This window comes from Herbaspirillum sp. VT-16-41, assembly GCF_001994935.1.
In the GTDB taxonomy this organism is placed as follows: Bacteria; Pseudomonadota; Gammaproteobacteria; order Burkholderiales; family Burkholderiaceae_D; genus Herbaspirillum; species Herbaspirillum frisingense.
In genome coordinates this window covers 108,210-132,915 of record NZ_MUXB01000016.1, presented here as the reverse complement: position 1 = coordinate 132,915, position 24,706 = coordinate 108,210, and the positions used below count along the sequence as shown (strand labels likewise).

Genomic DNA, 24,706 nt, shown 5'->3' with positions numbered 1-24,706 from the left:
ACCATGGACGGTATTGCCTACCTGATCGGGGTGGACGGCGGCGGCAGCAAGACCCTGGTGCGGCTGGCCACGCCCGAGGGCCGCGTGCTGCAGGAAGCCAGCGGCACCGCCTCGGCACTGCGCAACGGCGCGGCCAAGGCCTGGCAGGTGATCGGCCAGACCATCGATGGCGTCTTTGTGCAAGCCGCCCTGGCGCGGCCGGACAATGCGGCGCTGGCGGTCGGCATCGGCATCGCCGGCGAGAACGTAGCGCAATGGTCGGCCGAATTCCGCGCCATGGCGCCGGCCTTCGGCGCGCTGGAGATCGTCAACGATGGCGTGGCCACACTACTGGGCGCGCATGGTGGGGCGCCAGGCGCCATCGTTGCGGTCGGCACCGGTACCATCGGGCTGGCCCTGGACACCGACGGCAGCCGCCGCATCGTCGATGGCTGGGGATTTCCCAGCGGCGATGACGGCAGTGGCGCCTGGATGGGCTTGCGCGCCCTGCATCACGCCCAGCTCGCACTGGATGGCCGCGCTGCCCGTGGCCCCCTGGCCGAGGCGGTGCTGGCACTGTGTCGCGCCGAACTCGCCGCCACCACGGCCAATGAAGAACGCGCCACCTTGCTGGACTGGCTGGCCCAGGCCGACCAGACGGCCTTTGCCCGCGCTGCCCGGCCGGTGGTCATGCATGCTGCGCAGGATGCGGCAGCCCGCGACATCCTGCAGGCGGCAGCGGCCGAGATCAGCCTGATGATCGCCACCCTCGATCCGGCGCAACGCCTGCCGCTGGCGCTGTGCGGCGGGCTGGCGGCAGCCTTGCAACCCTACCTCGAGCAACGCCTGCAGGCGCGCATCGTCCCGGCGCACGCCGATGCCGCCGGCGGTGCGCTGTTGCTGGCGCAGCGCGCCCTGCAGCAGCAGAATCCAGCGGAAAACCCAAAGGAAACCCCGGCATGAACGCACCGACCCAACTGCACGGCAACGTGCTGACCTCGCAAGGCTGGATCCAGGGCAACATGGTCTTCGACCAGCGCATCCGTGCCATCGACGGCCGGCCGCTGCGCCGCGAGCCACGCGTCATCGACGAGGGCGACTACATCCTGCCCGGCTTCATCGACCTGCACGTGCACGGTGGGGGCGGGCGTGACGTCATGGAAGGCGGCGATGCCGTGCAGGTGCTGTCGTGCCTGCATGCGCGGCACGGCACCACCAGCCTGCTGGCCACCACCATGACGGCGCCGCTGGAAGAACTGGAAGTGGCCCTGCGTGCCATCGCCGATGCCTGCGGCAGCCGCCAGCCGGGGCAGGCGCGGGTGCTGGGGGTGCATCTGGAAGGGCCGTACATCAATCCCGGCAAGCTGGGCGCGCAACCCGACTTTGCCATCGAAGCCTCGCTGGAGCAGGTGGATTACCTCAACAGCCTGGCGCCGCTCAAGCTCATCACCATCGCGCCCGAGGTGGATGGTCACCTGAAGCTGGTCTGCAAGCTGGCCCATCGCGGCATGAAGGTACAGATCGGCCATACCGCCGGCAGCTATGACGATGGCGTGGCCGCGCTGGCACACGGTGCCTCGGGCTTCACCCACCTGTTCAATGCCATGAGCGGCTTCCATCACCGCGCCCCCGGCATGGTAGGCGCGGCGCTGGCACATGCCACCTATGCCGAGCTGATCCCCGATCTGCTGCATGTCCACCCGGGTGCCATCCGTGCCGCCCTGCGTGCCATCCCGCGCCTGTTCTGCGTGACCGATTCCACGGCCGCCGCCGGCATGCCCGATGGCGACTACGCGCTGGGCCGGCAGGTGGTGCACAAATGCGCTGGCGGCGTACGACTGGATGACGGCACCCTGGCCGGCAGCGTGCTGACCATGGACCAGGCACTGCGCAACCTGATCACGCTGGGCATGGACGTGGCCGAAGCCTCACTACGCACCTCGACCTATGCCGCCGATTATCTGGGTCTGTCCGACCGTGGCCGCCTGGCCACCGGTTGCCATGCCGACGTGGTGGTGCTGGACCGGCATTTCGCCATCAAGGCTGTCTATGTGGAAGGAGAAGAGATTGACCTCGCTGATGCTTGAAGAAGCCCGTTCGGCCACCCGCCATGTGGCGCAGCAGCTGACCCGCGATCAGCAGCGCTATGCCGAACTGGGCGCCCGTCTGCGGGCCTCGCCGCCCACCAACGTGGTCACGGTGGCGCGTGGCAGTTCGGACCACGCGGCCGCCTATTGCGCCTACCTCGTCATGGCACGCCTGGGCCATATCGTGGCCTCGCTGCCGATGTCGCTGGTGACCCTGAACCAGGCGCCACTGCAGGTGCGCAACGCACTGGCCATCGCCATCTCGCAGTCGGGACAGAGCCCGGATGTGGTAGAACCGCTGCGCTATTTCCGCGCCCATGGCGCCACCACGGTGGCGCTGGTCAACCATGCAGATTCACCGCTGGCGACGGCGGCCGAGTGGAGCGTGCCGCTGCATGCGGGCATGGAGTCGAGCGTGGCCGCCACCAAGAGCTTCATCGCCAGCCTGGTGGCCGGCGCCCTGTTGACAGCGCACTGGCAGGACGATGCCGCGCTGCTGGACGCGCTGGGGCAGTTGCCGCAAACCTTGGAGACGGCCACCCGATGCGACTGGTCAGAAGCGATCGAAGTGCTGGCGCCGGCCAGTCGCATCATGGTGGTGGGCCGTGGCACCGGCTTCCCGCTGGCGCTGGAGGCCGCGCTCAAGTGTAAGGAGACCTGCGCCATCCAGGCCGAAGCCTTCAGCGGCGCCGAGATCAAGCACGGGCCGATGGCGCTCATCGAGGAGGGGTATCCGCTGCTGATGTTCGCCCCTCGCGGTCCGGCCCAGGCCGGCATGCTGGCGCTGGCCGCCGAGATGCGCGTGCGCGGTGCCAGGGTGCTGCTGGCCGCGCCGCAGGATGTGGTGGAGCGTGATCTCACCCTGCCGGTGGCGGCCGCGCCGGACCTGGACCCGATCGTCGCCATCCAGGCCTTCTACGTGATGGCGGCGCAATTGTCGGCGGCACGGGGCATGGATGCGGACCGGCCGCGCCACCTCAACAAGGTGACCCGGACCAGCTGACGATCCCCTCAGGCCTGCGCCTGGCGCGCTTCCTCGATGAAGGCGCGCAGGTAGTCGATGTCGACATCGCTTTCGCGCGCACCCAGGTAGATGTGCTTGGCGATGCCCTGCTTGCCCAGGCGCACCGGCACCACCGCCATCTGCTCCGCATACTCCAGCACCAGCCAGCGCGGCAGGGCCGCCACGCCGCGCCCGCTGGCGACCATCTGCAGCATGATGTCGGTGGTCTCGATGGTCTTGTGCCGGCGCGGCACGACTCCGGCCGGCGCCAGGAAGTGGGTATAGATATCGAGGCGGTCCACCGGCACCGGGTAGGTCACCAGCACTTCATTGTTCAACTGACGTGGCTTGACATAGTCGGCCGCGGCCAGCGGATGGTCGGCTGCCACCACCAGCACCTGCTCGTAGTCGAACACCGGCTCGAACACCAGACCCGGCTTGTCCAGCGGATCGGGCGTGACCAGCAGGTCGATCTCGTAGCCGAACAGGGCGCCGATGCCACCGAACTGGAATTTCTGCTTGACGTCCACATCCACGTCCGGCCAGGCCGCCAGATAGGGCGACACCACCTTCAACAGCCATTGGTAACAGGGATGGCATTCCATGCCGATGCGCAAGGCGCCACGCTCGCCCTGGGCGAACTGGCGCAGCCTTTCCTCGGCCAGGGCCAGTTGCGGCAGCACGCGGTTGGCGACCGCCAGCAGGTACTGGCCAGCCTGGGTCAGACGCAGATGACGCCCCTCCCTTAGCCAGATGTCGGTACCCAGCTGCTGCTCCAGCTTCTTCATGCTGTGGCTCAAGGCCGACTGGGTCACATGCAGGACACCGGCAGCAGCGGTGAGCGAGCCCTGGCGCTCGACTTCCTGGACGATGGAGAGGTGGATGCGGTCCAGCATGATGATGAATGGAACTCATGGATGGTTGGGATAGACGGATTTTACTTCATGCATCCGGCACACCATCATTGCACGGACCGGCAGCTGGGCAACATGACTCCAGGCACTGACATTTCAATTGAAATATTGGCGGCCGCTACTGACATACTGGGTCAACCGGGCACACGCAGACTACGTCCATGCCAGCCCAACGCCAGACAGGCAAGGGGCAAGCAGACCAAGTCCCCAACCCTGACCGAGGAAATCATCATGCGCCCATCCTTCCGCACCCTGTCCACCCTGTGCAGCATCGCCGCCATCGGCACCCTGGCCGTGTTCGCCTCGGCCTTCAGCAACACCGCCTACGCCGCCTCCGACAGCGCGCTGGAGCAGGCCCTGTCGCCGCACCGCGCCATGGTGCGCACGGCACTGCAATCGACCAGCGGCAACGCGATGGGCGCGGCCAGTGGCAACGGTGGTGGCGCCATGATGCAAGTCGCCGCCAGCAGCGAATCCTCGTCCTGCCGCACGCTGCGCATGCAGGCCGAGCGCGCCCGCACCAACGAACCGAGCAGCGTGCAACGCGACCCCACCCCCGGCACCCTGCGCGATGGCCGCTTCACCATGACCGGCCCGGGCTCCATCGAATATGGCGAACGCGCCCGGCTGGAATCGCGCTACATGACCGAGTGCCGGTGAGAGTGGATTCCAGGAATTTTTCCAGCTTCGGAAACTAAGTTTTTCTCTCCTTGTGGTTCTTTCAGGCAGGCCGATCCGGTCTGCCTTTTTTTATTTTCCTGACAAAGCACTGACACCAGCATGCTTCCGAAAGTCAATATGGACGTGGCTTCCAGTCAGCTATTTGTCAGCGATCCATCAAATTCTCCCCAGCTTTCATCCTTCTTCTTGAGCATGAACCTTTCTTGATCAGGTCTCTCAAACTTAGAAATCTGACACGTCCCTTCGCCGTTACATCCCATCACAATTTGATCGTCAACTGCGCAGTGCGGCGTGTCGTTATCAAGGCTATCCAGGCAATCCCCCCCACCGTTCCCATCATCCATGCCGGATCGAGGACCAGATCATGACAACAAGAAACAGCCATCGCGCCATCATCGTTTCCGCTTCGCTCCTGAGTGCCGTGCTGGCACTCTCGGCCTGCGAGAAGAAGGACAATGCCGACACCGCACCGCCCAATGCGGCAGCGTCGGCCACGCCCACTGCTGCGAGCGCGCCGGCCTACGTGCCACCCACGGCAGCCCAACTGTCACAGATGGTGGCGCCCATCGCGCTGTTTCCCGACAAGCTGGTGGCCCAGGTATTGGCCGGTTCCACCTATCCCGACCAGATCATCGCGGCCAACCAGTGGGTGGGACAGAACGCCGCGCTCAAGGGCGACATCCTGCAGGCCGCCGAGGACCGACAGCCCTGGGATGTCAGCGTGAAATCACTGACCATGTTCCCGGCGGTGCTCTCGCAGATGGCGGCCAATCCGGACTGGACGCGGGCCCTGGGTGACGCCTTCGTCAATGATCCGAACGACGTCATGAACGCCATCCAGGCACTGCGGCTGCGCGCCCAGCAGGCCGGCAACCTGAAGAATTCCTCGCAGCTGCGGGTCTCCACCACGGTACGCAGCAGCCAGAGCCAGGCACCTGTGTCGACACCGGAGCCGGTTCCAGTCTATGCCGGCGCGCCGGTGATTGCGCCGCCGCCGCAGACCATCGTCATCGAATCCAGCCAGCCCGATACCGTCTATGTACCGAGCTACAACCCGGCGGTGGTCTATGGTCCGCCGGTGCCGGTCTATCCGGGTTACGCGTATCGCCCGCCCAGCCGGGTGAGCAATGAAGTGGTCGTAGGGGCCCTGTCGTTCGGGGTGGGCATCTTCGTGGGCGAAGCCATCAGCCACCACGCCGACTGGGGCTGGCACGACTGGGGCATGCACTGGGGCGGTTCACCGGCGGGCGCACAGTCCGCTCCGGGATGGCAGCGTCCGGCGGTGGTGTACCGGAACACCACCTATGTCTCGCACTCGACCACGGTGATCAATCGCGTGACCATCAACAACAACCGGGTTGTGAACAACAACGTCAGTAATATCAACAATGTCAGCAATGTGCGCAATGTCAGCAACGTGGACGAGCGCAACATCAGCCGCGACCAGACCCGCATCGACAATCATCCGGAAGCGGCCAACCGCCAGGCCGGCATGAGCATGCCGCACTTCACGGCCAACGATGCGCATGCGGGTGCGATGCCGGCAGTCCATCCGCAACCACAGCCGCAACACCCGCAGTCGCCCGTGCAGGTCGCCGATCTCCACCACAAGGAAGCCGAGCAGAAGCAAGCTGCCCAGGCCAACGCGGCACGCCAGCATCAGGAGATGGAACAGCAGGTCGCCCGTGAACATCAGCAGGCGCAGCAGAATGCGGCTCAGCAGGAACGGCAACAGGCCGAGCAGCGTCAGGCGCTGGCCTTGAAGCAGGAAGCCGCGCGCGCCCAGCCGGCCCATCCCGCCGAGCATAAGGAGGCTGTGCCGGCCCATCAGCAGGCAGCCGCCAGGCCGGAAGCCCGCCAGGAAAACCGGCCGGTCCACCCCCAGCAGGCGCCTGCCGAAAGACATGAGGCCGCTGCGCATGAACATGCGTCAGAGCAGCATGCCGCCCAGAAGCACGAGCCGGCGCGGCATGAGGAGGACAAACGAGGCAATGAACGGCATGAAGCCGAAAAGCACAATGGCTGAGCGCTGACTCTTCCTGCCATGCAGCAAGCAACAGGGCCGCTCAAGAGCGGCCCTGTTGCTTGCTTGGTCAGTGAAGACCATCAACGATGGCGATCAGCCCGGAAGACGGTCGGGATCGCTGCGCTGGTCCAGCGTCAGTTGCAGGAAAACCAGATCAAGCCACTTGCCGAACTTGGTACCGACCTGGGGCATATGACCGACCTGGTCGAAGCCCAGCTTCTTGTGCAGGGCGATGGAACCGACATTGCTGGCATCGATGGCCGCTACCATCACATGCTTGCCCACGGCGCGTGCACGCGGGATGAGCGCTTGCATCAGCGCCACGCCCAGGCCTTCACCACGATGCTCCTTGTGGACATAGACCGAGTGTTCCACCGAATGGCGGAAGCCGTCGAACGGGCGCCAGTCACCGAAGCTGGCATAGCCCAGCACCTGGTCGCCGTTCACCGCCACCAGCACCGGATAGCCGAGCTGACGGCGTGCGGCCAGCCAGTCATGGCGGTTCTTTTCATCGACCTGGGTATCGCTCCAGATGGCGGTGGTATTGACCACGGCGTCATTGAAGATCAGGGTGATGGCGGGGATATCGGCGGGGGTGGCGTCGCGGATCTGCATGATGTGGGCGGCTGGCTTGCGTTAATGAGAAATGGGGAAAGGGAAAGAGGAATAGATGAGCCCACAGTGTAGCTCAAGACGGGCAGTGCTTCGGCGGACGCCTGGCGGGTGGGGCGACAGCGAGTGGGCAAAGGGCTTATAGTCCTGTCTTGGTCACCCTCAGCGCCTTCTCGACATCTTCAACATGAATCAACCCTACGGCGCCACCTATCGCGGCAAGCACATCAGCGTGGAGAGCACGCAGCAAAGAAACGGCGACGTGATCTGTTCGGTCCGCATCGACGGCGAACCGGCACCCGGCCTGCGCGGCAATCCCTTCGCTTCGCTGGCGGCGGCGCAGGTAGCCGGGGTCGCCTATGCGCGGGCGCTGATCGATACCCAGCTCGACAACGATGTGGCCGAACATCATGGCTACTTCATCCGCGTGAGCAGCACCGAGCAGATCGACGGTAGCTGGGTCGGCAACTACCAGCTGCATCGCAATGACAATCCGGTGGCTTTCCGTCGCGTGACGTGCGACGACTTCCGTGGCAATACCATGGTGGAGGCCGAGGAACATGCCATGGCCAGCGCCTTCCGGGCGGTGGATGCCGATATCGCGGCGGGTCGATTGTAGAGGACCTAGGCCGCCTTGCGGCGGCGCGCCGGCAGCTTGTCCGATTGCGCCAGGATGGCACTGAGCAGGCCGGGGAAACGCTGTTCGATATCGGCACTGCGCAGGGTGTTGATGTGGGTGGTGCCGTTGCTCTCGGTACGCACCAGCCCTGCCTCGCGCAAGACCTTGAAGTGGTGCGAGACGGTGGACTTGGGGCGCCCGCCATCGAGTTCGCCGCAGGTCGCGCATTCCACGCGGTCGAGATGGCGCACGATCTCCAGGCGGATCGAATCGCTCAGCGCGTAGAGAACGCGCTCCAGCACGAACTCGGCAATCTCGGGATGTTTGTAGGGACGCATCTGCAGGATGATACACCCTGGGTTATACTCCTTCCATAGTTCGAATATATTCGAACCAACGAAACAGGCGATCGCGGTCCCGACGCCTGGCGCTCCCTCATTGAACCCTGACAAGAAAACGCCCATGTCCGCCCTCTTTACCCCCTTCAAGCTCAAGGAGCTGAACCTGCGCAACCGCATCGCCGTGCCACCCATGTGCCAGTACATGGCAGTGGACGGCAAGGCCAACGAATGGCATCTGTCGCACTACGCCGGCATCGCCCGCGGTGGTGCCGGCCTGGTGATCGTGGAAGCCACCGCCGTGGCCCCCGAGGGCCGCATCACACCGGGCTGCACCGGCATCTGGTCGGACGAACTGGCGCAGGCCTTCGTGCCGGTCGTGCAAGCCATCAAGGCCGCCGGTGCGGTCCCCGGCATCCAGATCGCCCATGCCGGCCGCAAGGCCAGCGCCAACCGTCCATGGGAAGGTGACGACCACATCGCCGCCGACGACGCCCGTGGCTGGGACACCCTGGCCCCGTCGGCCATCGCCTATGGCAAGGGCTTGCCCAAGGTCCCCAAGGCCATGAGCCTGGACGACATCGCACGGGTGCGCCAGAACTTCGTGGACGCGGCCATCCGCGCCCGCGATGCCGGCTTCGAATGGCTGGAACTGCACTTCGCCCACGGTTACCTGGCGCAGAGTTTCTTCTCGGCACATTCCAACCAGCGTGATGACATCTATGGCGGCAGCGTCGAGAATCGCGCCCGTTTCCTGCTGGAAACCCTGCGTGCGGTGCGCGAGGTATGGCCGGAAAGGCTGCCCCTGACCGTGCGTTTCGGCGTGCTGGAATACGACGGCCGGGATGAACAGACGCTGCTGGAATCGATCGCCCTGGTACGTCAATTCAAGGCCAGCGGCATGGACATGATCAGCGTGACCATGGGCTTTACCATCCCCGAGGTCCAGATCCCCTGGGGCCCGGCCTTCCTCGGCCCGATCGCCAGGCGCGTGCGTGAAGAAGCCGGCGTGCCGGTCTCGTCGGCCTGGGGCTTCGGCACGCCCGAGCTGGCCGAACGTGCGGTCAAGGAAGAGCAGCTGGACCTGGTGATGGTCGGCCGTTCGCACCTGGTCAATCCGCACTGGCCCTACCAGGCGGCGCGGGAACTGGGCGTGGATCGTCCCTCGTGGACACTGCCGGCGCCCTATGCGCACTGGCTGGAACGTTATTGAGGTGCCTGCCGCTCGGGATTTCCCTGAGCGGTCTCGTGGTTTTCTAGGGAAAATCACTAAAGCCAACGGACGGGGGATTTCCTAAGATGACATCGTCTTGAGGAGATCACCATGTTCACCACCTACCTGCTGACCGTCGTTCTTTCCGCATTGGCGACCGTCGCCTTTTCGTTCCTGGGCATCTATCTGTTTGCCGAGGCGAAATGGCAGCATCACCCGCTGGCGCGCAATATCCGCCTGCCGGGACAGCGTCTGCCGGTCTGACGTCGGTTTGCAGGCAGGTGGAAGTGGATCTGGTGTTGCCCCTTGGTCTTTGACCAAGGGGCGTTTTTTTTTGGTGAGGATGAAAAGCTGCGGGTCCGGAACTGTGTTCAGTAGAACAACAGACTCAGCAGCGGCACGCTGGCCAGCAGCAGGCAACCCAGGAAGGCGGCGAGGAAGAGCAGTTTTTTCTTTCGGGTGGCCATGGTGGTCCTGCAAAGGGCAATGGGGGACGCGGTAAAAAGCGTAAGGCCGCAGTGTACCGCGCCAGCCGCCTTCAGGCCATGCCGTTGCGGCCGTAGGTGCGAAAGCCTGGACGCTCGGTCAGCCGTTCGAAATAAGCCGCCACCGCCGGCAAGGGCGCATGCTCGAAGGGTGTACCGAACCAGCGGTTCACCGACAGGCCGACCGCAATGTCGGCCAGCGTGAAGTCCGCTCCGGCAACGTAGCCACCGCTGTGCTGCAACTGCTGTTCCAGCACCTGCATGAAACGGGTCCAGCCGGCAATGGAGGCCGCTACCTGTTGTGCATCGCCATGCTCGGGCGACTTGCGGGCCAGGGCCATGAAGGCGTAGCTCCAGCTGCGGTTGAGGTCGCTGGCCTGCCAGTCCAGCCATTGGTCCACGCGGGCACGCTCGCGCGGCGCGGCCGGATAGAGCGCGCTGCCGCCATATTGCGCGACCAGGTAGCGCAGGATGCTATTGGATTCCCACAGCACGAAACCATCATCGTCGATCACCGGCACCATCGCATTGGGATTCATGGCCAGGAAGCCTGCTTCGCTGGTGGGACGAAAGCCGGCGCCCCAGTCTTCCCGCTCGAAGGCGATGCCCAGTTCGGCACAGGCCCACAGCACCTTGCGTACGTTGATGGAATTGTCGCGCCCGTAGATTTTCAGCATCGCTGCCCTCCCTGTTGTCAATCTGCCCAAGATTATCAGCACGGCGCACGGGGCGACATGTACAGTTGCCCGGCCGTATCGGCAGCCACTGTTGCGGGCGGCCAAGTGGCACGGTGCAAAGCACGCAACTGTACCGGGACGGCCAGGGGCCGGTCGCCGTACAATCATCATCCGACCGGCCCTCCATGGCGCTGCCCCGCGACGCGACGCCTTATCTCCATGTCCTCCTCCAATATCGCCAAACTGTTGTTGCTGGCCGCCATCTGGGGCACCAGCTTCATGCTCATGCGCATTGCCGCGCCCGTCTTCGGCCCCATGCTGACCACCTTCGGCCGCGCCTCGCTGGCCACGCTGTCGCTGCTGGCCTTTGCCCGCGTGCGCGGTGTATCGCTGCAGTGGCGCCAGAACTGGCTGCCCTACCTGGTGATCGGCGTGTTCAATACCGCCCTGCCCTTCGCGCTGTTTGCGTGGTCGGCGCTGCACATTCCTTCCTCCTACATGGCGACGATGAATTCGCTGGCGCCGGTGTTTACGGCCATGTTCGGTTTCCTGCTGATGGGTGAGCGGCTGAGCCTGTTGCGCGGCGCCGCCTTCGTGCTGGGCCTGGTGGGCGTGGCGGTGCTGGTGGGCATCGGCCCGGCGCCGGCCGATTTCCTGGTCATCGCAGGAGTGCTGGCGGCCATGGGGGCGGCTGTCAGCTATGGCTTTGCCGCCACGTTTACGCGCATACGCGCCGGTGGCATCTCTCCTATCGCCATGGCGACCGGCAGCCAGTTCGCCGCCGCCCTGTGCCTGCTGCCGCTGGCCGCCCCGTCGGTGCCGCATGCGCTGGAGGCCGGCACCGTGCCGGCCCTGCTGGCTGTACTGGTGCTGGGCGTGGTCTGTACCGGGATTGCCTATGCGCTGTTCTTCCAGCTGATCGCCGCCGAGGGCGCGACCAAGGCCATCACCGTCACCTTCCTGGTGCCGATGACGGCGTCGCTGTGGGCCTGGCTGCTGCTGGATGAACCGGTGACCCTAGGCACCGTGGCCGGGATCGCCATCGTGCTGGTGGCAACCGCCACGGCGCTGCGCGCCAAGCCGGCGGCCAGCGTCAAGCCGCCGCAGGCCAAGGCCACCGTCTGAGGACAGGCCGACGGCTGTGGAAAAGACAAAGGCGCTGCAGATTCTGCGGCGCCTTTTTGCTGGTGCGTATTTCCTGCGAGGTATTGACCGGCAGTCGCCTGCCGACCCCGGCTTACCAGCCGTAGCGCGCGCAAGCCTTGCGATAGGCCAGGCCGGCCAGGGCCACATCTTCCAGGCCGATGCCGATGGCCTTGTAGATGACGATGTCTTCGGGCTTGCGCTGATAGGCCATGCTGCCGTCGACTGCCTGCGCCAGTTCCATCACCTCGGCCCAGTCGAACACACCCGGCGCGCATTGCACCAGGTCGCCGGCTTCCTGCTGGGCCTGTGGTTTCCATTCGACGAAGAGGGCAGCGGCGCGGCCGATGGCCACGTCATCCAGCTCACGCACATTGGCCTTGGAAGCGCCGACGGCGGCCACGAAGGTACCTGGACGCAACAGCTGGCCATCGAACAGGGGTGTGGCGGCGCGGGTCACTGTCACCAGCACGTCGGCCTGGGCAGCAGCCTCGTCGATGCCGACTGCGCGCGCGGGCACGCCCAGGGTACGGGTGACTTCCTCGGCCAGTGCCTGCTGGCCCGACTGGCCGGCGATCAGGACTTCCTTGAATGGACGGACCTGCAGCAGCGCCGGGATGTGCGAGCGCGCCTGCACGCCGGTGCCGATCACGGCCAGCACCTGCGCATCCGGGCGCGCCAGCGCATCACAGGCCACGGCGGTGGCCGCAGCGGTACGCAGGCCGGTCATGGTGTCGCCCTCGATGGTGCACAGCGGCGCCCCGGTCTCGGTGGAGAACAGCTGGATGACGAACTTGAACTGGCCCTTGATGGTGGTGTACACCTTGGCGCCGGCGATGCCGGCGGCCGGAATGACCGCACCCATCATCGACAGCATCACGCCATTGGAGGCGCTGGTGCGCACGCGCCCCTGGTGGGCGCCTTCGGCGGCATGGGCGAAGGCTTCGCGCATGGAGGCGATGGCGTCTTCGGTGGTCAGCAGTTCGCTGATCTGCTGGTTGGTGAGAAATTTCATCGGTAGATCCTTGTGATGTTCAGGCGTGGGAGGTCCGGGCAGGGCAAGCTCACTGCGCGCCGTGCTCGGACTTGAGGTAATTCCAGATACGGTCGATGTCGGGGTTGGCACCATCCAGGCGGCGGTAGGCGCGGATATCCATCTCTTCGCACCACAGCCCCTGTTCCAGCGCCTCGCTGTCGTTGGGCGCGATGGCCAGGGTCAGCTTGCCCTCGGCGATCTCGCGGGCCACCGCGCTGGCGGGCAGCCAGGCGATGCCGTGGCCTTCCACGGCCATGCTCTTCAAACCCTCGGCCAGGTCGGTCTCGAAGCGGCGGAACAGATGCACGCGGCGCGGGCTGGAATGCAGGGCCTTCTCGACGATGCGCGACAGCGACGAATACGGCGAATAGCTGAGGAAGGGTTGTGGATCATTGGGCGTGCCAGGCAAGACATATTTGGGCAGGCCGCTGGGCAGGGTTTTCACATAGGGGCGCAATGGCTCCTTGCCCAGCGAGAGCACGGCGTAGCGCTCGGTATCGAGGGCGATGCCCTGCTGCCGGTGGTCGTAGCAGATCAGCAGGTCGCAGTTGCGCTCCACCAGCGCCATCACGGCGTCGTGGACGTTGCCGGCCATTACGGTGGTGGAGATGGCGCCGATCTTCTTTTCGATCTCGGAGAGCAGCTTGGGGAAGACCGTCAGCAGCAGCGTATGCGGCATGGCGAAGCGCACCGCCGATTGCGCACCGGCCAGCTGGCCGCGCAGCACCAGCCTGGCCTGCATGGACTGGTTCAGCATTTCCTTGGCGATGGGCACGAAGGACTCGCCTGCCGGGGTCAGGGTGCAGGGGTAGGAAGAACGATCGAACAGTTCGGCGCCCAGCCAGGTTTCCAGCGAGCGGATGCGGCGTCCGAAGGCCGGTTGCGTGACATTGCGCAACTTGGCCGAACGGCTGAAGTTGAGCGTGTCGACTACCGACAGAAAGTCTTCCACCCATTTGATTTCCATGCTTGCCACCCCGTTGGCATGCCGCGCCGGATGGGCGGCATGGTGTTTGCGCGCACGTGGCGCGGTGTGCGCCGCATGCCATCGGCATCGCAGTCGCCCTCTCCCTTGGCGGCAACTATACCGAAACGGCACCGCCGACGTCCCATGCCATTTTGGCATAAGTCGCGCCGGGCGCTCGGTTGCGGCCGATTTGGATCAGTGACAGGCGATGGCGAAAGACGAGCCAGCAGCCGGCATCGGCGCTGGCGCTCAGGCGTTGGCTTGCAGTTCTGACAAGACTTCGTCGGCGCGGGCCAGACGTACACCGGCCGCGGACATGGCTTGCAGGAATTGCTGGTAGTGCGCCTCGAAGCCGGTCACGGGACTCATGCAGTCGGTGACCAGCACCAGGCGCATGCGAGCGGCCGCGTCCAGCTGGGCCACGATGTGTTCGGTGGTGGCGCGCACGCAATGGCTGCCGGCCTCGCCGGTGATGTAGACGCGATCTGCCTCGGCCAGGCGGGCGATGAAGCCGTGGTTGAGCTGGGTGGCGGGGTCGTCGGCATCGGGGACTTCGGCCATCACCGCCGAATAATGCTCGGTCCAGGGATTGCTGCCCTTGCCGAGCTTGGTGACCTGGCCCAGGTGCGCATCTTCCCAGCGGTTGTAGGCGGCCCGCACATCGGCATGCACGGCGGCGCCCCAGCTGCCGATCTCGCAGTGGACCGGCCATATCATGAGGCGGTAACGGCCGGCTGCTTCCAGCGCATCCAGGTAGGCCAGGCTGCGCGCCAGTGCCTGCGGGTCGCGCGGCTGGTAGAGGCCGGCGCGCACCTGGGCCGCCTCAATCTGGGTGAAGGGTGCGACCGGTGCGCCCTCGCTGCTCTGCCAGAAGGTGGGGTGAGCGATGTCGAGGCGGTGATGGGCGTCGAGGGTGATGCTGATGGCAGAGAGCCCGGCCCCGCCCTGGTCGATCAGCCCGGCCACGCGCTGCAGGTCGGCATGGCTGCCAGCCACGGGCAGCGCCGGACGTAGCAGGTCACCGTTGACCGGATCAAGCGGCAGGTAGCTGGCGGGGAGATCGCAGAAATCGTTTTGCGGATCGATGACAAGCAGGTGGAAGTTGCGTTTCATGGGGGCTCCGGAGGGCGGCAGGCAGTCACTGTCCCCAGAGTGTAGAACACTGCGCGCCAGGCGGCAGCAGCAACGAAAACGGCGCGCCGTTGAAGGCGCGCCGTTTTCGTCAGTAGCGGGGTTGTGTGGGCCCCTCAGGCACAACAGTTACCGTCGATATGTTCACAGCGCTCCTGGCGCCGGGCTTCACGACGGTGGCGCACGCGTTGCGAGACGCGGTACACGGCGCGCTGGGTCAACATCATGGAGAGCGTGCTCAGGCTGAACTCTGCTGCAATCAGCAAACCGACCAGAGCGGCAAACTGCAGATAGATCCGTGGATAGAAGGACAGGCCACGCGAGAACACTTGCTGCAACATGATGATTTCCTCTTTGTTGTTGTACTTGCTCTAACTTGCTCTAACTTGCTCTAACTTGCTCTAACTTTCTTTGGCTTGCTTTGACTGCCTGCTTCAATCAGCCTGGCAGGCCAGCGAGGCGGATGCGTGGTCATCGGATCAATCGGGATGACCTTGCATCCGCATGCCCTGCATCAGGCACCAGCGTAGGTCGAAGCAGCGGCACGACCGGCGGTCTGCACTTCGCTCTTGGCGGGACCGTTGCTGATCACCGGGAACACCGAGTCAGGCTGGTTGGCCAGGCCTTGTTGCTGGGCACGTGCCAGGTCGGCCTTGACTTCGGCACGGGTGGTGTGGGAAACGAAGGCTTGGTCAACCGGATACTGGGCTTCAGCGAAAGCGACGGACGAAGCGGACAGGGCCAGGACTGCTGCGATGATGGTCTTTGCGGACATGATGTTCTCCTTGGGTACAGTTAAGTTCAATCGGGTTAAATACAGTTTGGTGATGCACAGGCAATGTTGGGTACATGTTTCGGTGGAGCGAATGGGACACATGTGCCGCTCTCTAGAACTCCGTCGCTACCGCCTCGTTTGGGGCGTTGCGATGTCGTTCATCGATGGACTGAAGTCTACGGAAGAGCGGCGCGAAGAAAAACCATGCCAGAGAGAATTGAGTGTTCCGCGATCTGGAACAATCGTCAGGGACTATCGAAGCGATAGGTAATAGCCGCAACAGTTTCCACAGTCACGACGATAGCGAGGGCCGCGCAGAGGATAGCGCCAGGCCGCTGCAGAGCGCAGGCAGACTGGTACGTCGCAGGCCAGGGGCCTGCACGCAGATGAAAACGTCGGGGACAGCCGCGTGAACAGGTCCTAGCGAGCGGAGCGATCCAGCTTTTGCTGCTCCAGCAGTTGTTCGGCCTCGGACAGGCCACCGGGCTTGAGCACGGTGCGGCCCTTGGCAGGCGCGCCATCCAGTGGGGCAGGAACAGTTTCCTGCTCAGGGGTATGGCGCGGATCGGGATGATCCTCGAGGACGTTATCGGGCTTGGTCGGATCGGCGGGATGCATGCTCATGATGGTCTCCTCATCGCTCAGGTCCACTGGCGCTGGCTGGCGCGCAGCGGACGGGTGTATTCCTCGTGCTGACGTTGGGCCGGCCGCTCGCGCCTTTGCGCTGCGACGGCGGGTCGGGGCTGTTCCTGGACGCCACCCGTGGGGGAAATCGAGCGCGCCACCGCGCCACGTCCCAGCGAGCGGCGCAGGCGCTGGCGCACCGGGTCGTCAGGGTGCTCGCCCATGCGCGCGAATTCTTCCTTCAGGCGCGACAGATCCTGGTCGGACAGGTCTTCGGCCTCCATCATCTGCTTGCGGGTCCCTTTGACGGCGCGGATCAGTTCATCCAGCTTCAGCTGCGTCGCCTGGGCGTCGCGCTTCTGGGCGTTCTGGATCAGGAAGACCATCAGGAAGGTCACGATGGTGGTGCCGGTATTGATGAGCAGTTGCCAGGTGTCGGAGTAGTCGAACATCGGACCGGTGATGGCCCAGACCAGCACCACGCCGAGCGCCAGGACGAAGGTCCAGGAACTGCCCACCGCATGCGCGCAGGCTTCGCTGAAACGATGGAAGGTTTCGGAAAGACCGGCATCGGCAGGCGTGGCCGATCCGGGGTGCTTGGTGGCTTTCATGATGCGCTGTCTCCTCCCGCAATCTCCTTGTTGTTGCGGCAAGGGGGGCGAACTCAGGAGTGCAAACTCAGGAGTGCAGACTGATGGCGCAGACCCATGCCGGGAATGAGCGAGAGTATCTCTGCGGTAGCCACCCACCGCAAAGCAGACAAGCGCCATCCCTGCTGTAGGAAAGCAGGCAGCCCAGCGCTTAGGCCACGTTCTTGTAGGGAATTGGACGGTCGGATTCCTCGGCCACGATCTGCATCTCGCCGATGCGGTTGCGCAATTCCTCCCAGGGATGCTGGGGCAGGCCGTCGCGAGCATGCTCGGACTGCACGCGGCTGGCCAGCTCCTCGACATCTTCGGCCACGCGTTCCTGCCAGCGTCGTTCCAGCGCGATGAACAGCACGATGGCCGCCACCAGCCCGCCCATGCACAGCGCAAGCGCGGCATAGATGGCGTACTGCATGATGGCGTCGATCCAGTCCATGTGCGGCCGGTCCTCGTTTGGATGGGTTGGGGGGGAATATCGGGAATGGACGGATCTTAGGCGTGTAACTCGACGATGCCCATCAGGAAATGACTGAGTCGCCGTCCTGCCACAGGCCAAGCTCATCCGCAGGAACCGCCTCGCCAGCGGAAAGGTCTGCCGTCTTGCCGTTCAGCCTTCTGCTGTTGGCTCATCCCACCGGAGTCGCCCATGTCCGCCCCCTCGTCCGCACACGTCGGCAGCACGACCATTCCCGCCCGCCTTGACCGCCTGCCATGGTCACGCTGGCACTGGCGCGTGGTCATTGCACTGGGCGTGGCCTGGGTTCTGGACGGGCTGGAAGTCACCCTGGTTGGATCGCTGGGCAGTGTCCTCGAACGCTCCGATACGCTGGGGCTGGATGCGGCCCAGGTCGGCTGGACCGGCTCGCTCTACATCGCCGGCACGGTGCTGGGGGCATTGCTGTTCGGGCGCCTGACGGACCGTCTGGGGCGCAAGCGCCTGTTCATGCTGACCCTGGCGCTGTACATGGCCGCCACGCTGGCGACCGCCTTTGCGCAGGACTTCCTGTTCCTGGCCCTGTGCCGCTTCGTCACCGGCCTGGGCATCGGCGGGGAATATGCGGCCATCAACTCGGCCATCGACGAACTGGTGCCGGCGCGGGTGCGCGGCCGCGTGAACCTGATCATCAATGCCAGCTTCTGGATCGGCGCGGCACTGGGCGCGGGCCTGTCGCTGGTGATCCTGGACCCGCGCGTACTGGGTGCGGCGCTGGGCTGGCGCGCCTGCTTCCTGCTGGGGGCGGTATTGGCGGTGGCGATCCTGCTGGTGCGCCGGCATGTGCCGGAAAGTCCGCGCTGGCTGCTCATGCATGGGCATCACGAGAAGGCCGAACAGGTGGTGCGGGAGATCGAGACACAGGTCGCGGCTGAACACGGTCCATTGCCGGCGCCGCTGCCTGCCGATACCTCGCCGGCTGCCAGTACCGGTACCGGCATGCTGCCCTGGCGCGAGATGGCGCAGGTGCTGCTGCATCGCTATCGCCAGCGCAGCCTCATGGTGGCGCTGATGATGGTGGCCCAGGCCTTCGTCTACAACGCCATCTTCTTCACCTATGCGCTGGTGTTGACGCGCTTCTTCCAGGTGCCGGACCACCGCGTGGCGCTCTACATCTTCCCCTTCGCGCTGGGCAATGTGCTGGGGCCGCTGGTGCTGGGCCATCTGTTCGACAGCATCGGCCGGCGTCGCATGATCGCCGCCACCTACCTGCTCTCCGGCGCCGGACTGGCGGCCACCGCCTGGGCCTTCCAGGCCGGCCTGCTCGATGCGCTCGGGCTGGCGCTGTGCTGGAGCGCGGTGTTCTTCGTGGCATCGGCGGCGGCCAGTTCGGCCTATCTCACGGCCAGCGAGGTATTCCCGCTGCGCATGCGGGCCATGGCCATTTCGATCTTCTATGCCATCGGGACCGGGGTGGGGGGATTCATCGCGCCGCTGCTGCTGGGCTGGCTCATCGCCAGCGGCGATCGTCATGCGGTGGCGGCGGGTTATGCGCTGGGCGCATGCCTGGCCCTGCTGGCGGGTGCCTGCGCGCTGCGCTGGGCGGTGGATGCGGAACGGCGCACGCTGGAAGACGTGGCGGAGTGGAAGGACTGATCGCCCCGCTAGGCCAGGACCTTCTCGGCGATGCCTGCCCCCAACGGCGCCAGCAGTGCCCGCAATTCTTCTTCGCCGAACTTGATGGTAGTGGTGTCATCCCGCCCCAGCATGCCTTCGGCCAAGGCCGACTTGCGCGCCTGCAGCTCCAGCAGGCGCTCTTCGATACTACCCTCGATGACCAGCTTGTAGACGAACACCTGGCGCGTCTGACCCAGTCGATGGGCGCGGGCGATGGCCTGCTCTTCCACGGCAGGATTCCACCAGGGATCGACCAGCACCACGGTATCGGCAGCGGTCAGGTTCAGGCCCACGCCGCCGACCTTCAGGCTCACCAGCATGAGCGGCACCTGTTGTGCCTGGAAGCGTTCAATCACGGCACTACGGGCGGCCGGTTCGGTGTCGCCGGTCAGCATCAGGCAGGGCAGCTGCAAGGCCTGCAGCTCGCTGTCGATGAGCCGCAGCATGCTGGTGAACTGCGAGAACACCAGGATGCGGCGCCCCTCGGCCACCAGCGCCGGCAGGGTATCGCGCAACCACTCGATCTTGGCGCGCTCCAGCCCCTGGGGCATGCGTCCCTGCTTGAGCAGGTAGGGGTCGCAGCAGACCTGGCGCAACTTCAACAGTGCATCCATCACGCTGACCTGCACACTGCCCAGGCCGCGCCGTTCCAGGGCGCGCCGCACCTGCTTGTCGGCGGCCACGCGCACGCTTTCGTAGAGCTCACGCTGGCGCCCCTGCAGTTGCAGGCGCTCGACGATCTCGATGCGGGCCGGCAATTCCTGCAGCACGTCTTCTTTGCGCCGGCGCAGGATGAAGGGGCGTACCCGCTGCGCCAGCAGTCGCGCGCGTACGGTCTGGCCCTGCTGTTCGATAGGCTTGCGCCACAGCCGCGCAAAGCTGCGCGCATCGCCGAGAAAGCCCGGCATCAGGAAATGGAACTGGCTCCACAGCTCACCCAGATGGTTTTCCAGCGGCGTGCCGGTCATGCAGAGACGATGGCGGGCATGCAGTCGGCGCGCGGCGGCGGCGCTGCGGGCGCCGGCATTCTTGACGGTCTGGGCCTCGTCCAGCACCAGCAGGTGAAAACGCAAGGACAGCAGCGCATCCAGGTCGCGCCACAGCAAGGGATAGGTGGTCAGCACCAGGTCGGCCTGGCCGGCGGCAATCGTGGCGACGTGGCGGGCGCGGTCGTCCCCGTGCAGCACCACTACGCGCAGTGCCGGCGCAATGCGCTGCGCCTCCTGCTGCCAGTTGAACAACAACGAGGTCGGTACCACTACCAGCGCCGGCAGGTCCAGGCGAGCGGCCTGCTGCTCGATCAGCAGGTGGGCCAGCACCTGGGCGGTCTTGCCCAGGCCCATGTCATCGGCCAGGATGCCGGCCAGGCCGTGCTCACGCAGGTATTGCATCCAGGCCACACCTTGCAGCTGGTAGCCGCGCAGGCGCAGACCCAGTCCATCGGGTGCCGCCACCGGTACGACGCTGCCGGCGGCGCGCAGGCGCTGCGCCAGTTGCAGCACGCCGGTCGCGCCGCTCATATGCCAGGGCTGGCCACCGTCGAGGGCCTGCAGCGCGCCATGCAGGCTGTCGAGGCGGTGCGCATCCCAGGGGGTCAGGCGCAGCGGACCGTCCTGACGCTTGAGGTCGATCAGCAGATCGAGCAAGGCCAGCACCACCGCCTTGAGCGGACCGGCCATGGCATCGATGCGACGCCCGCCGGGAGCGCGCAGGGAAATCACCGCATGCGGGTCCATGCGCTCGACCTGTTGCGCATCGGCCCAGCGCGGGTCGCGCCGCAGCAGGTCGGCCACCATCGGCGCCACGTCCATGGATTGCCCATCGACGTCGATGCCGATGGACAGCAACCAGCGGCCGGTCGGATCCAGGCCATCGAAGACTTCGCTGGAAAAGGCACGGGGCAACAGGGGCGCGGCCACTTCGCGGCTGACGACTTCACCGGTGTCGGGGCTGACGATGATGCGCCAGGCGCTTACCGGCACGCTCTCGTGGGCGAAGCCGGGGTGCAGGCGCAAGACCCAGCCCATCTGTTGCAGGCGTGGCGCCTGGTCGGCCCAGAAGTCGCCGAAGAATTCTTCCTGCACCAGCGTCCAGAGCTGGCCGGCGTCATGCAGGGGATTGCTGGCGCGCCATTGCAGGGCATCTTCGCGCAGGGGCAGGAGGCCCATGTCGCGGATGGTCTCCAGCGCCAGTGCTTCGGCCTGGGAATCGCGCACGATGTGGGCCGGCGTGTAGCCGGCTTCGTCCTCGGCGTGACCTGTCGGCGCCGGCGTGCTCCAGCGCTGCGCCCCATCGCCATAGACCCAGTCGATTTGCGCCACCGTGACCAGGGCGCCACGTGGCCCGAACAGGCCATGGGCGCGCATGCCCAGCAGCCCCTCGCCACGGGTGAGGGACTGCAGGGTCAGGCGCGGATGGAAGGCACTGGGAGAAGGAGAAGGCGGACTGGGCATGCGACCAGGGAAGTTGGGCAAAGCGGCCATTGTAGGGCGCTTCGCGAGCAAGGTGCAGCAGGGGGGCAGGCGCGCGACAGGAAAGACGATGCGACCCGGGAAGACGGCAGACCGCTTACTTGGCCGGCGGGGTGATGCAGAAGTCCAGCATGCCGAAGGGGGTACGCCCTTCGCCGGTGGCCCACACCCACACCGCCCAGCACAACAGGCCGCACACCAGCAGCAGGGCCAGCACAATGTGCAGTCCGGAGGCTTTGCGCAAGACGTCTTCGACGCGGTCAAAGAGGGCGGTCATGGATGAGCTGGGAAATAAGGAAGTGGGACGAGTGAAGAAAGCTAACAACCAGCATTCTAGCCAAGGCCGACGGCCGATGTAATGGGACAAATTGACGCAGTGTCAGGCTGGCAATATCGGGAAACATTGACGCAGCCTGCTCTGCCTGCTCTGTTACCCTAGCGCACTTCCCCCACCCCAAGGCAGCCACGCCATGACTACCGCCCTGCTTATCATCGATGTCCAGCACGCCCTGTGCACCGGTCCCGACGCCGTCGTCAACGGCGAGCTCACTATCGCCAACATCAACCTGCTGTCGCAGAAGGCGCGTGCCGCCGGGATGCCGGTGATCTTCGTGCAGCACGAGGACCAGGGTGCGTTGCTGCAGGGCAGCCCCGGTTGGCAACTGGCGTCGGGCCTGCAGCGGCATGCGACGGATTTGGACGTGCGCAAGCGTGGTTCGGATGCCTTCCATCACACCGGGCTGGAAGCGCTGCTGCGCTCGCTGGGTGTGACGCAACTGGTGGTGTGCGGCATGCAGACCGAATTCTGCGTGGAATCCACGGTACGGCGCGCGCTGGCGCTGGGCTTTCCGGTGACGCTGGCGGCCGATGGCCACACCACCGCGCCCAACGGCGTGCTGTCGGTGTCCGATGTGGTGGCGCATCACCACTCCACGCTGTCCAACCTGGGGGCCTATGGCGTACGCACCACCATCACGCCGGTGGCCGAGATCGCCTTCTGATCGCGGTGACGCCCTCAGAAGCGCTGTGCGCTGAAGGGTGACAGGTCGATCTCGGGGGCTTGCCCGGTCAGCAACTGGGCGACGATGCGACCGGTGCGGGCCGAGCAGCCCAGTCCGATATGGCCGTGACCATAGGCATGGATGATGTCGTGGCTGGCACTGGCGTGGCCGATGCAGGGCATGCCATCGGGCGTGCTGGGACGCCGGCCCAGCCAGAATTGCACATCCTGCGCAGCCAGCGTGCGGGGCAGGCCGGGGAAGAGCTTGAGGGCGATGTCGCGCATGATCTCGCCACGGCGCCAGTCCGGCGCGGCCTCGAAGGAGGCGAATTCCACCTGGCCGGCGATGCGCAGGCCGGTTTCCATCTGGGTGGCGATGACCTTGAATTCAGACACCATCATCGGTGTGCGTGCGGTGGCCCGCAGTTGCTGGCCACGGATCACGGCGTGGTAACCCCGCTCGCTCTCCAGTTGCACGCGGTCACCTGCCTGGGCGGCCAGGGCCTTGGAGCGCGCGCCGGCAGCGATCACGGCGGCATCGCAGGCGATCTCGCCCTGTTCGGTCAGCACCGCCTTCAGACGCCCCTGCTCGACCCGGAAGCCGCTGGCGCGGCCGCTGATGCGGGTGGCGCCGCGGGCCAGCACATAGGCTTGCAGCGCCTGCATGTAGGCGCCAGGATTCTTGCAGTGACCGGCCTCGTCCACATGCACCGCGAAGCCGAAGGCCGGATCGAGGTCGGGCTCGCGGCGACGCAGGCTCTCGCCTTCCAGCTCCTGCCAGGTGATGCCCAGTTCGCGCCGCACGCCCCAGCCGAAGGCGTCGTTGTCGAAGTGCCGGCGCGAGCGATAGACGTGCAAGACGCCCGACGTATCGATCAGGTGGGCCACGCCGGCACGGCGCGCCACCTCCAGGTGCAGATTGCGGGCATCGGCCACCAGCGTGCGCAGGGCGCGGGCGGTGGTGCGGATGCGATCACGCCGGGCGCTGGCCAGGTTGCGCAGCAGCCAGGGCGTCAGACGGGGCAGGTAGCGCCAGCGGATCGATAGCGGGCCCAGCGGGTCCTTCAGATAGCCCGGTACTTTTTTCCACATGCCCGGCTCGACCGGGGGAATCACCGAATGCGAGGACAGCCAGCCGGCATTGCCGTAGCTGGAGGCTTCTTCGCTACCGGCCTCGTTGAAGTCCAGCAGGCTGACCTGCAGGCCCTCGTCCAGCGCGTGGATGGCGCTCATGAGCCCCACGGCACCGGTGCCGATGACGACGACGTGGCGGGGAAAGACAATTTCCTGAGAGGTGGACATGGGCGGATGTGCGGAATAAAGCAGCATGATACGAGAACTTGCCGACGGATGTCTGATAGACGTCGAGGTCAGCATTGATCAGGTCCGGCAGACCGATCCGGATCAAGGCTGGCTCGATTGACCCGCCGCACGGCGCCGCCTAAGATCGGCATCCGGCAGCACTGGCCCAGGGCGGGCGCGACAACGGCGGCCCGGGCATTCGCGCCCATTACCATCCGAATTACTACGGCGCCTTTGTCCTCGATCCCGACGGGCACAACATCGAAGTCGTCTGCCATTGCCCGGCCTGAAACAGACGCGGCACGGTCGCGCTTGACAGCATCACCGGAGCGGCGGAGGCTGGCATGCGCCGGCCCCGTTGCCGCCCCGCAGCCCGTCACCATCCACCCGCCAGCCCGAGGAGACCCGCATGAGCCAGCCCCATACCGTCAAGATCTTCCGCGTCCTGCGGGCCAAGCCGGAGCGCGTCTATCGCGCCTTTCTGGATCCCGACGCCATGGTGAAATGGCTGCCGCCCCATGGCTTCACCGGCAAGGTGCATCACATGGATGCGCAGGTCGGTGGCTCGCACAAGATGTCGTTCACCAATTTCAGCACCGGGCAGTCGCACTCCTTCGGCGGTACCTATGTGGAGCTGGTACCGCATGAGCGCATCGTCTACACCGACAAGTTCGACGATCCCAATCTGCCGGGCGAGATGAAGGTCAGCATCAGCATCGCCGCCAACCTGGTGGGCAGCGAACTGACGGTGGTGCAACAGGGCATACCGCCGTCGATCCCGCTGGAATTCTGTTATGCCGGCTGGCAGGAATCATTGCAGCTGCTGGCGCAACTGGTCGACCCGGAAATCCCGGACGGCGCCTGAC

At 65.5% G+C, this 24,706-nt stretch carries 27 protein-coding genes and 1 pseudogene; 13 read left to right on the top strand and 15 right to left on the bottom strand.

The window, feature by feature from the left end; genetic code table 11:
• Window positions 1–3: 3 nt before the first annotated feature.
• Genes BTM36_RS01110 through BTM36_RS01100 form a run of 3 tightly spaced genes read left to right on the top strand, consistent with a single transcriptional unit; the run spans window position 4 to window position 3,069 of the window.
• On the top strand, window positions 4–942 hold the full coding sequence (locus tag BTM36_RS01110; RefSeq protein WP_077234894.1) for a BadF/BadG/BcrA/BcrD ATPase family protein: 939 nt from the start codon (window positions 4–6) through the stop codon (window positions 940–942).
• Complete coding sequence (gene nagA / locus BTM36_RS01105; RefSeq protein ID WP_077234893.1) at window positions 939–2,066, top strand: N-acetylglucosamine-6-phosphate deacetylase; 1,128 nt, start codon at window positions 939–941, stop codon at window positions 2,064–2,066. Before BTM36_RS01110 ends, nagA begins: the two co-directional genes overlap by 4 nt.
• Window positions 2,059–3,069, top strand: coding sequence for an SIS domain-containing protein (locus tag BTM36_RS01100; RefSeq protein ID WP_077234938.1), 1,011 nt, complete (start codon window positions 2,059–2,061; stop codon window positions 3,067–3,069). The genes nagA and BTM36_RS01100 overlap by 8 nt, the downstream gene beginning before the upstream one ends.
• 8 nt (window positions 3,070–3,077) lie before the next feature.
• Here BTM36_RS01100 and BTM36_RS01095 read toward each other — a convergent pair whose 3' ends face one another.
• Window positions 3,078–3,965 (bottom strand): LysR family transcriptional regulator, encoded by an 888-nt coding sequence (locus tag BTM36_RS01095; RefSeq protein WP_077234892.1) that lies wholly within the window; start codon window positions 3,963–3,965, stop codon window positions 3,078–3,080.
• Window positions 3,966–4,214: 249 nt separating this feature from the next.
• Between BTM36_RS01095 and BTM36_RS01090 the strand changes: the two genes are divergently transcribed.
• Together BTM36_RS01090 and BTM36_RS01085 are read left to right on the top strand one after the other, a co-directional pair.
• Window positions 4,215–4,643 carry a hypothetical protein gene (locus BTM36_RS01090; RefSeq protein WP_077234891.1) on the top strand — a complete coding sequence of 143 codons (429 nt, stop codon included), beginning with the start codon at window positions 4,215–4,217 and terminating at the stop codon, window positions 4,641–4,643.
• 385 nt (window positions 4,644–5,028) lie between these two features.
• The gene (locus BTM36_RS01085; RefSeq protein ID WP_077234890.1) at window positions 5,029–6,690 is read left to right on the top strand and encodes a DUF3300 domain-containing protein; all 1,662 of its coding nucleotides are present in this window, start codon (window positions 5,029–5,031) and stop codon (window positions 6,688–6,690) included.
• Window positions 6,691–6,783: 93 nt separating this feature from the next.
• Here the strand turns inward: BTM36_RS01085 and BTM36_RS01080 are convergent, their stop codons facing one another.
• Window positions 6,784–7,305: a GNAT family N-acetyltransferase gene (locus BTM36_RS01080; RefSeq protein ID WP_006461218.1), complete on the bottom strand. Its 522-nt coding sequence runs from the start codon at window positions 7,303–7,305 to the stop codon at window positions 6,784–6,786.
• A 184-nt stretch (window positions 7,306–7,489) separates the two neighbouring features.
• On the opposite strand from BTM36_RS01080, the gene BTM36_RS01075 reads away from it, so the two are divergent.
• Window positions 7,490–7,921, top strand: coding sequence for a hypothetical protein (locus tag BTM36_RS01075; protein WP_006461217.1), 432 nt, complete (start codon window positions 7,490–7,492; stop codon window positions 7,919–7,921).
• A 5-nt stretch (window positions 7,922–7,926) separates the two neighbouring features.
• Here the strand turns inward: BTM36_RS01075 and BTM36_RS01070 are convergent, their stop codons facing one another.
• Entirely contained in the window at window positions 7,927–8,259 is a 333-nt protein-coding gene (locus BTM36_RS01070) for a helix-turn-helix transcriptional regulator (protein WP_006461216.1), read from the bottom strand.
• Window positions 8,260–8,383: 124 nt separating this feature from the next.
• Between BTM36_RS01070 and BTM36_RS01065 the strand changes: the two genes are divergently transcribed.
• Both BTM36_RS01065 and BTM36_RS28245 read left to right on the top strand, forming a co-directional pair.
• Window positions 8,384–9,472 carry an NADH:flavin oxidoreductase/NADH oxidase gene (locus tag BTM36_RS01065; protein ID WP_077234889.1) on the top strand — a complete coding sequence of 363 codons (1,089 nt, stop codon included), beginning with the start codon at window positions 8,384–8,386 and terminating at the stop codon, window positions 9,470–9,472.
• Between the two features lie 111 nt (window positions 9,473–9,583).
• The gene (locus tag BTM36_RS28245; RefSeq protein WP_168189723.1) at window positions 9,584–9,736 is read left to right on the top strand and encodes a hypothetical protein; all 153 of its coding nucleotides are present in this window, start codon (window positions 9,584–9,586) and stop codon (window positions 9,734–9,736) included.
• Between the two features lie 274 nt (window positions 9,737–10,010).
• Here the strand turns inward: BTM36_RS28245 and BTM36_RS01060 are convergent, their stop codons facing one another.
• Window positions 10,011–10,634 carry a glutathione S-transferase family protein gene (locus tag BTM36_RS01060; protein WP_077234888.1) on the bottom strand — a complete coding sequence of 208 codons (624 nt, stop codon included), beginning with the start codon at window positions 10,632–10,634 and terminating at the stop codon, window positions 10,011–10,013.
• A gap of 219 nt (window positions 10,635–10,853) precedes the next feature.
• On the opposite strand from BTM36_RS01060, the gene BTM36_RS01055 reads away from it, so the two are divergent.
• Window positions 10,854–11,759: a DMT family transporter gene (locus BTM36_RS01055; protein WP_077234887.1), complete on the top strand. Its 906-nt coding sequence runs from the start codon at window positions 10,854–10,856 to the stop codon at window positions 11,757–11,759.
• A 112-nt stretch (window positions 11,760–11,871) separates the two neighbouring features.
• Here the strand turns inward: BTM36_RS01055 and BTM36_RS01050 are convergent, their stop codons facing one another.
• The 8 genes from BTM36_RS01050 to BTM36_RS01015 form a co-directional block, all read right to left on the bottom strand.
• Window positions 11,872–12,792 (bottom strand): ornithine cyclodeaminase family protein, encoded by a 921-nt coding sequence (locus BTM36_RS01050; RefSeq protein WP_006461209.1) that lies wholly within the window; start codon window positions 12,790–12,792, stop codon window positions 11,872–11,874.
• Between the two features lie 49 nt (window positions 12,793–12,841).
• Window positions 12,842–13,780, bottom strand: coding sequence for a LysR family transcriptional regulator (locus tag BTM36_RS01045; protein WP_006461207.1), 939 nt, complete (start codon window positions 13,778–13,780; stop codon window positions 12,842–12,844).
• 249 nt (window positions 13,781–14,029) lie between these two features.
• Complete coding sequence (locus tag BTM36_RS01040) at window positions 14,030–14,893, bottom strand: cysteine hydrolase (RefSeq protein ID WP_077234886.1); 864 nt, start codon at window positions 14,891–14,893, stop codon at window positions 14,030–14,032.
• Window positions 14,894–15,027: 134 nt separating this feature from the next.
• Window positions 15,028–15,252, bottom strand: a complete 225-nt coding sequence (locus BTM36_RS01035; RefSeq protein ID WP_006461205.1) for a hypothetical protein — start codon at window positions 15,250–15,252, stop codon at window positions 15,028–15,030.
• Between the two features lie 173 nt (window positions 15,253–15,425).
• Complete coding sequence (locus tag BTM36_RS01030; protein WP_006461204.1) at window positions 15,426–15,686, bottom strand: DUF4148 domain-containing protein; 261 nt, start codon at window positions 15,684–15,686, stop codon at window positions 15,426–15,428.
• A gap of 420 nt (window positions 15,687–16,106) precedes the next feature.
• On the bottom strand, window positions 16,107–16,310 hold the full coding sequence (locus BTM36_RS01025; protein WP_139347013.1) for a hypothetical protein: 204 nt from the start codon (window positions 16,308–16,310) through the stop codon (window positions 16,107–16,109).
• Between the two features lie 17 nt (window positions 16,311–16,327).
• On the bottom strand, window positions 16,328–16,921 hold the full coding sequence (locus BTM36_RS01020) for a low affinity iron permease family protein (RefSeq protein ID WP_077234884.1): 594 nt from the start codon (window positions 16,919–16,921) through the stop codon (window positions 16,328–16,330).
• 190 nt (window positions 16,922–17,111) lie between these two features.
• A complete protein-coding gene (locus BTM36_RS01015) occupies window positions 17,112–17,393 on the bottom strand; it encodes a hypothetical protein (protein ID WP_006461201.1) in 282 nt (93 codons plus the stop codon).
• A 210-nt stretch (window positions 17,394–17,603) separates the two neighbouring features.
• On the opposite strand from BTM36_RS01015, the gene BTM36_RS01010 reads away from it, so the two are divergent.
• Complete coding sequence (locus tag BTM36_RS01010; protein WP_174616795.1) at window positions 17,604–19,046, top strand: MFS transporter; 1,443 nt, start codon at window positions 17,604–17,606, stop codon at window positions 19,044–19,046.
• Between the two features lie 8 nt (window positions 19,047–19,054).
• Here BTM36_RS01010 and BTM36_RS01005 read toward each other — a convergent pair whose 3' ends face one another.
• Entirely contained in the window at window positions 19,055–21,550 is a 2,496-nt protein-coding gene (locus tag BTM36_RS01005) for a DEAD/DEAH box helicase (RefSeq protein ID WP_077234883.1), read from the bottom strand.
• A gap of 85 nt (window positions 21,551–21,635) precedes the next feature.
• Window positions 21,636–21,815, bottom strand: a complete 180-nt coding sequence (locus BTM36_RS01000) for a hypothetical protein (RefSeq protein WP_039873725.1) — start codon at window positions 21,813–21,815, stop codon at window positions 21,636–21,638.
• A 193-nt stretch (window positions 21,816–22,008) separates the two neighbouring features.
• Between BTM36_RS01000 and BTM36_RS00995 the strand changes: the two genes are divergently transcribed.
• Entirely contained in the window at window positions 22,009–22,539 is a 531-nt protein-coding gene (locus BTM36_RS00995; RefSeq protein WP_077234882.1) for a cysteine hydrolase family protein, read from the top strand.
• A 14-nt stretch (window positions 22,540–22,553) separates the two neighbouring features.
• Here the strand turns inward: BTM36_RS00995 and BTM36_RS00990 are convergent, their stop codons facing one another.
• On the bottom strand, window positions 22,554–23,840 hold the full coding sequence (locus tag BTM36_RS00990; RefSeq protein ID WP_077234936.1) for an FAD-binding oxidoreductase: 1,287 nt from the start codon (window positions 23,838–23,840) through the stop codon (window positions 22,554–22,556).
• Between the two features lie 149 nt (window positions 23,841–23,989).
• Here BTM36_RS00990 and BTM36_RS28875 point away from each other — a divergent pair.
• Both BTM36_RS28875 and BTM36_RS00980 read left to right on the top strand, forming a co-directional pair.
• A pseudogene (locus BTM36_RS28875) lies at window positions 23,990–24,130 on the top strand (VOC family protein); the annotation flags it as partial.
• A gap of 119 nt (window positions 24,131–24,249) precedes the next feature.
• The gene (locus tag BTM36_RS00980; protein WP_077234881.1) at window positions 24,250–24,705 is read left to right on the top strand and encodes an SRPBCC family protein; all 456 of its coding nucleotides are present in this window, start codon (window positions 24,250–24,252) and stop codon (window positions 24,703–24,705) included.
• Window position 24,706 lies beyond the last annotated feature (1 nt).

Excerpts from the sequence above, each read along its gene's own strand:
- BTM36_RS01110 (WP_077234894.1), top strand. The coding sequence starts at position 4 with ATGGACGGTATTGCCTACCTGATCGGGGTGGACGGCGGCGGCAGCAAG.
- nagA (WP_077234893.1), top strand. The coding sequence starts at position 939 with ATGAACGCACCGACCCAACTGCACGGCAACGTGCTGACCTCGCAAGGC.
- BTM36_RS01100 (WP_077234938.1), top strand. The coding sequence starts at position 2,059 with ATGCTTGAAGAAGCCCGTTCGGCCACCCGCCATGTGGCGCAGCAGCTG.
- BTM36_RS01095 (WP_077234892.1), bottom strand. The coding sequence starts at position 3,965 with ATGCTGGACCGCATCCACCTCTCCATCGTCCAGGAAGTCGAGCGCCAG.
- BTM36_RS01090 (WP_077234891.1), top strand. The coding sequence starts at position 4,215 with ATGCGCCCATCCTTCCGCACCCTGTCCACCCTGTGCAGCATCGCCGCC.
- BTM36_RS01085 (WP_077234890.1), top strand. The coding sequence starts at position 5,029 with ATGACAACAAGAAACAGCCATCGCGCCATCATCGTTTCCGCTTCGCTC.
- BTM36_RS01080 (WP_006461218.1), bottom strand. The coding sequence starts at position 7,305 with ATGCAGATCCGCGACGCCACCCCCGCCGATATCCCCGCCATCACCCTG.
- BTM36_RS01075 (WP_006461217.1), top strand. The coding sequence starts at position 7,490 with ATGAATCAACCCTACGGCGCCACCTATCGCGGCAAGCACATCAGCGTG.
- BTM36_RS01070 (WP_006461216.1), bottom strand. The coding sequence starts at position 8,259 with ATGCGTCCCTACAAACATCCCGAGATTGCCGAGTTCGTGCTGGAGCGC.
- BTM36_RS01065 (WP_077234889.1), top strand. The coding sequence starts at position 8,384 with ATGTCCGCCCTCTTTACCCCCTTCAAGCTCAAGGAGCTGAACCTGCGC.
- BTM36_RS28245 (WP_168189723.1), top strand. The coding sequence starts at position 9,584 with ATGTTCACCACCTACCTGCTGACCGTCGTTCTTTCCGCATTGGCGACC.
- BTM36_RS01060 (WP_077234888.1), bottom strand. The coding sequence starts at position 10,634 with ATGCTGAAAATCTACGGGCGCGACAATTCCATCAACGTACGCAAGGTG.
- BTM36_RS01055 (WP_077234887.1), top strand. The coding sequence starts at position 10,854 with ATGTCCTCCTCCAATATCGCCAAACTGTTGTTGCTGGCCGCCATCTGG.
- BTM36_RS01050 (WP_006461209.1), bottom strand. The coding sequence starts at position 12,792 with ATGAAATTTCTCACCAACCAGCAGATCAGCGAACTGCTGACCACCGAA.
- BTM36_RS01045 (WP_006461207.1), bottom strand. The coding sequence starts at position 13,780 with ATGGAAATCAAATGGGTGGAAGACTTTCTGTCGGTAGTCGACACGCTC.
- BTM36_RS01040 (WP_077234886.1), bottom strand. The coding sequence starts at position 14,893 with ATGAAACGCAACTTCCACCTGCTTGTCATCGATCCGCAAAACGATTTC.
- BTM36_RS01035 (WP_006461205.1), bottom strand. The coding sequence starts at position 15,252 with ATGTTGCAGCAAGTGTTCTCGCGTGGCCTGTCCTTCTATCCACGGATC.
- BTM36_RS01030 (WP_006461204.1), bottom strand. The coding sequence starts at position 15,686 with ATGTCCGCAAAGACCATCATCGCAGCAGTCCTGGCCCTGTCCGCTTCG.
- BTM36_RS01025 (WP_139347013.1), bottom strand. The coding sequence starts at position 16,310 with ATGAGCATGCATCCCGCCGATCCGACCAAGCCCGATAACGTCCTCGAG.
- BTM36_RS01020 (WP_077234884.1), bottom strand. The coding sequence starts at position 16,921 with ATGAAAGCCACCAAGCACCCCGGATCGGCCACGCCTGCCGATGCCGGT.
- BTM36_RS01015 (WP_006461201.1), bottom strand. The coding sequence starts at position 17,393 with ATGGACTGGATCGACGCCATCATGCAGTACGCCATCTATGCCGCGCTT.
- BTM36_RS01010 (WP_174616795.1), top strand. The coding sequence starts at position 17,604 with ATGTCCGCCCCCTCGTCCGCACACGTCGGCAGCACGACCATTCCCGCC.
- BTM36_RS01005 (WP_077234883.1), bottom strand. The coding sequence starts at position 21,550 with ATGGCCGCTTTGCCCAACTTCCCTGGTCGCATGCCCAGTCCGCCTTCT.
- BTM36_RS01000 (WP_039873725.1), bottom strand. The coding sequence starts at position 21,815 with ATGACCGCCCTCTTTGACCGCGTCGAAGACGTCTTGCGCAAAGCCTCC.
- BTM36_RS00995 (WP_077234882.1), top strand. The coding sequence starts at position 22,009 with ATGACTACCGCCCTGCTTATCATCGATGTCCAGCACGCCCTGTGCACC.
- BTM36_RS00990 (WP_077234936.1), bottom strand. The coding sequence starts at position 23,840 with ATGTCCACCTCTCAGGAAATTGTCTTTCCCCGCCACGTCGTCGTCATC.
- BTM36_RS00980 (WP_077234881.1), top strand. The coding sequence starts at position 24,250 with ATGAGCCAGCCCCATACCGTCAAGATCTTCCGCGTCCTGCGGGCCAAG.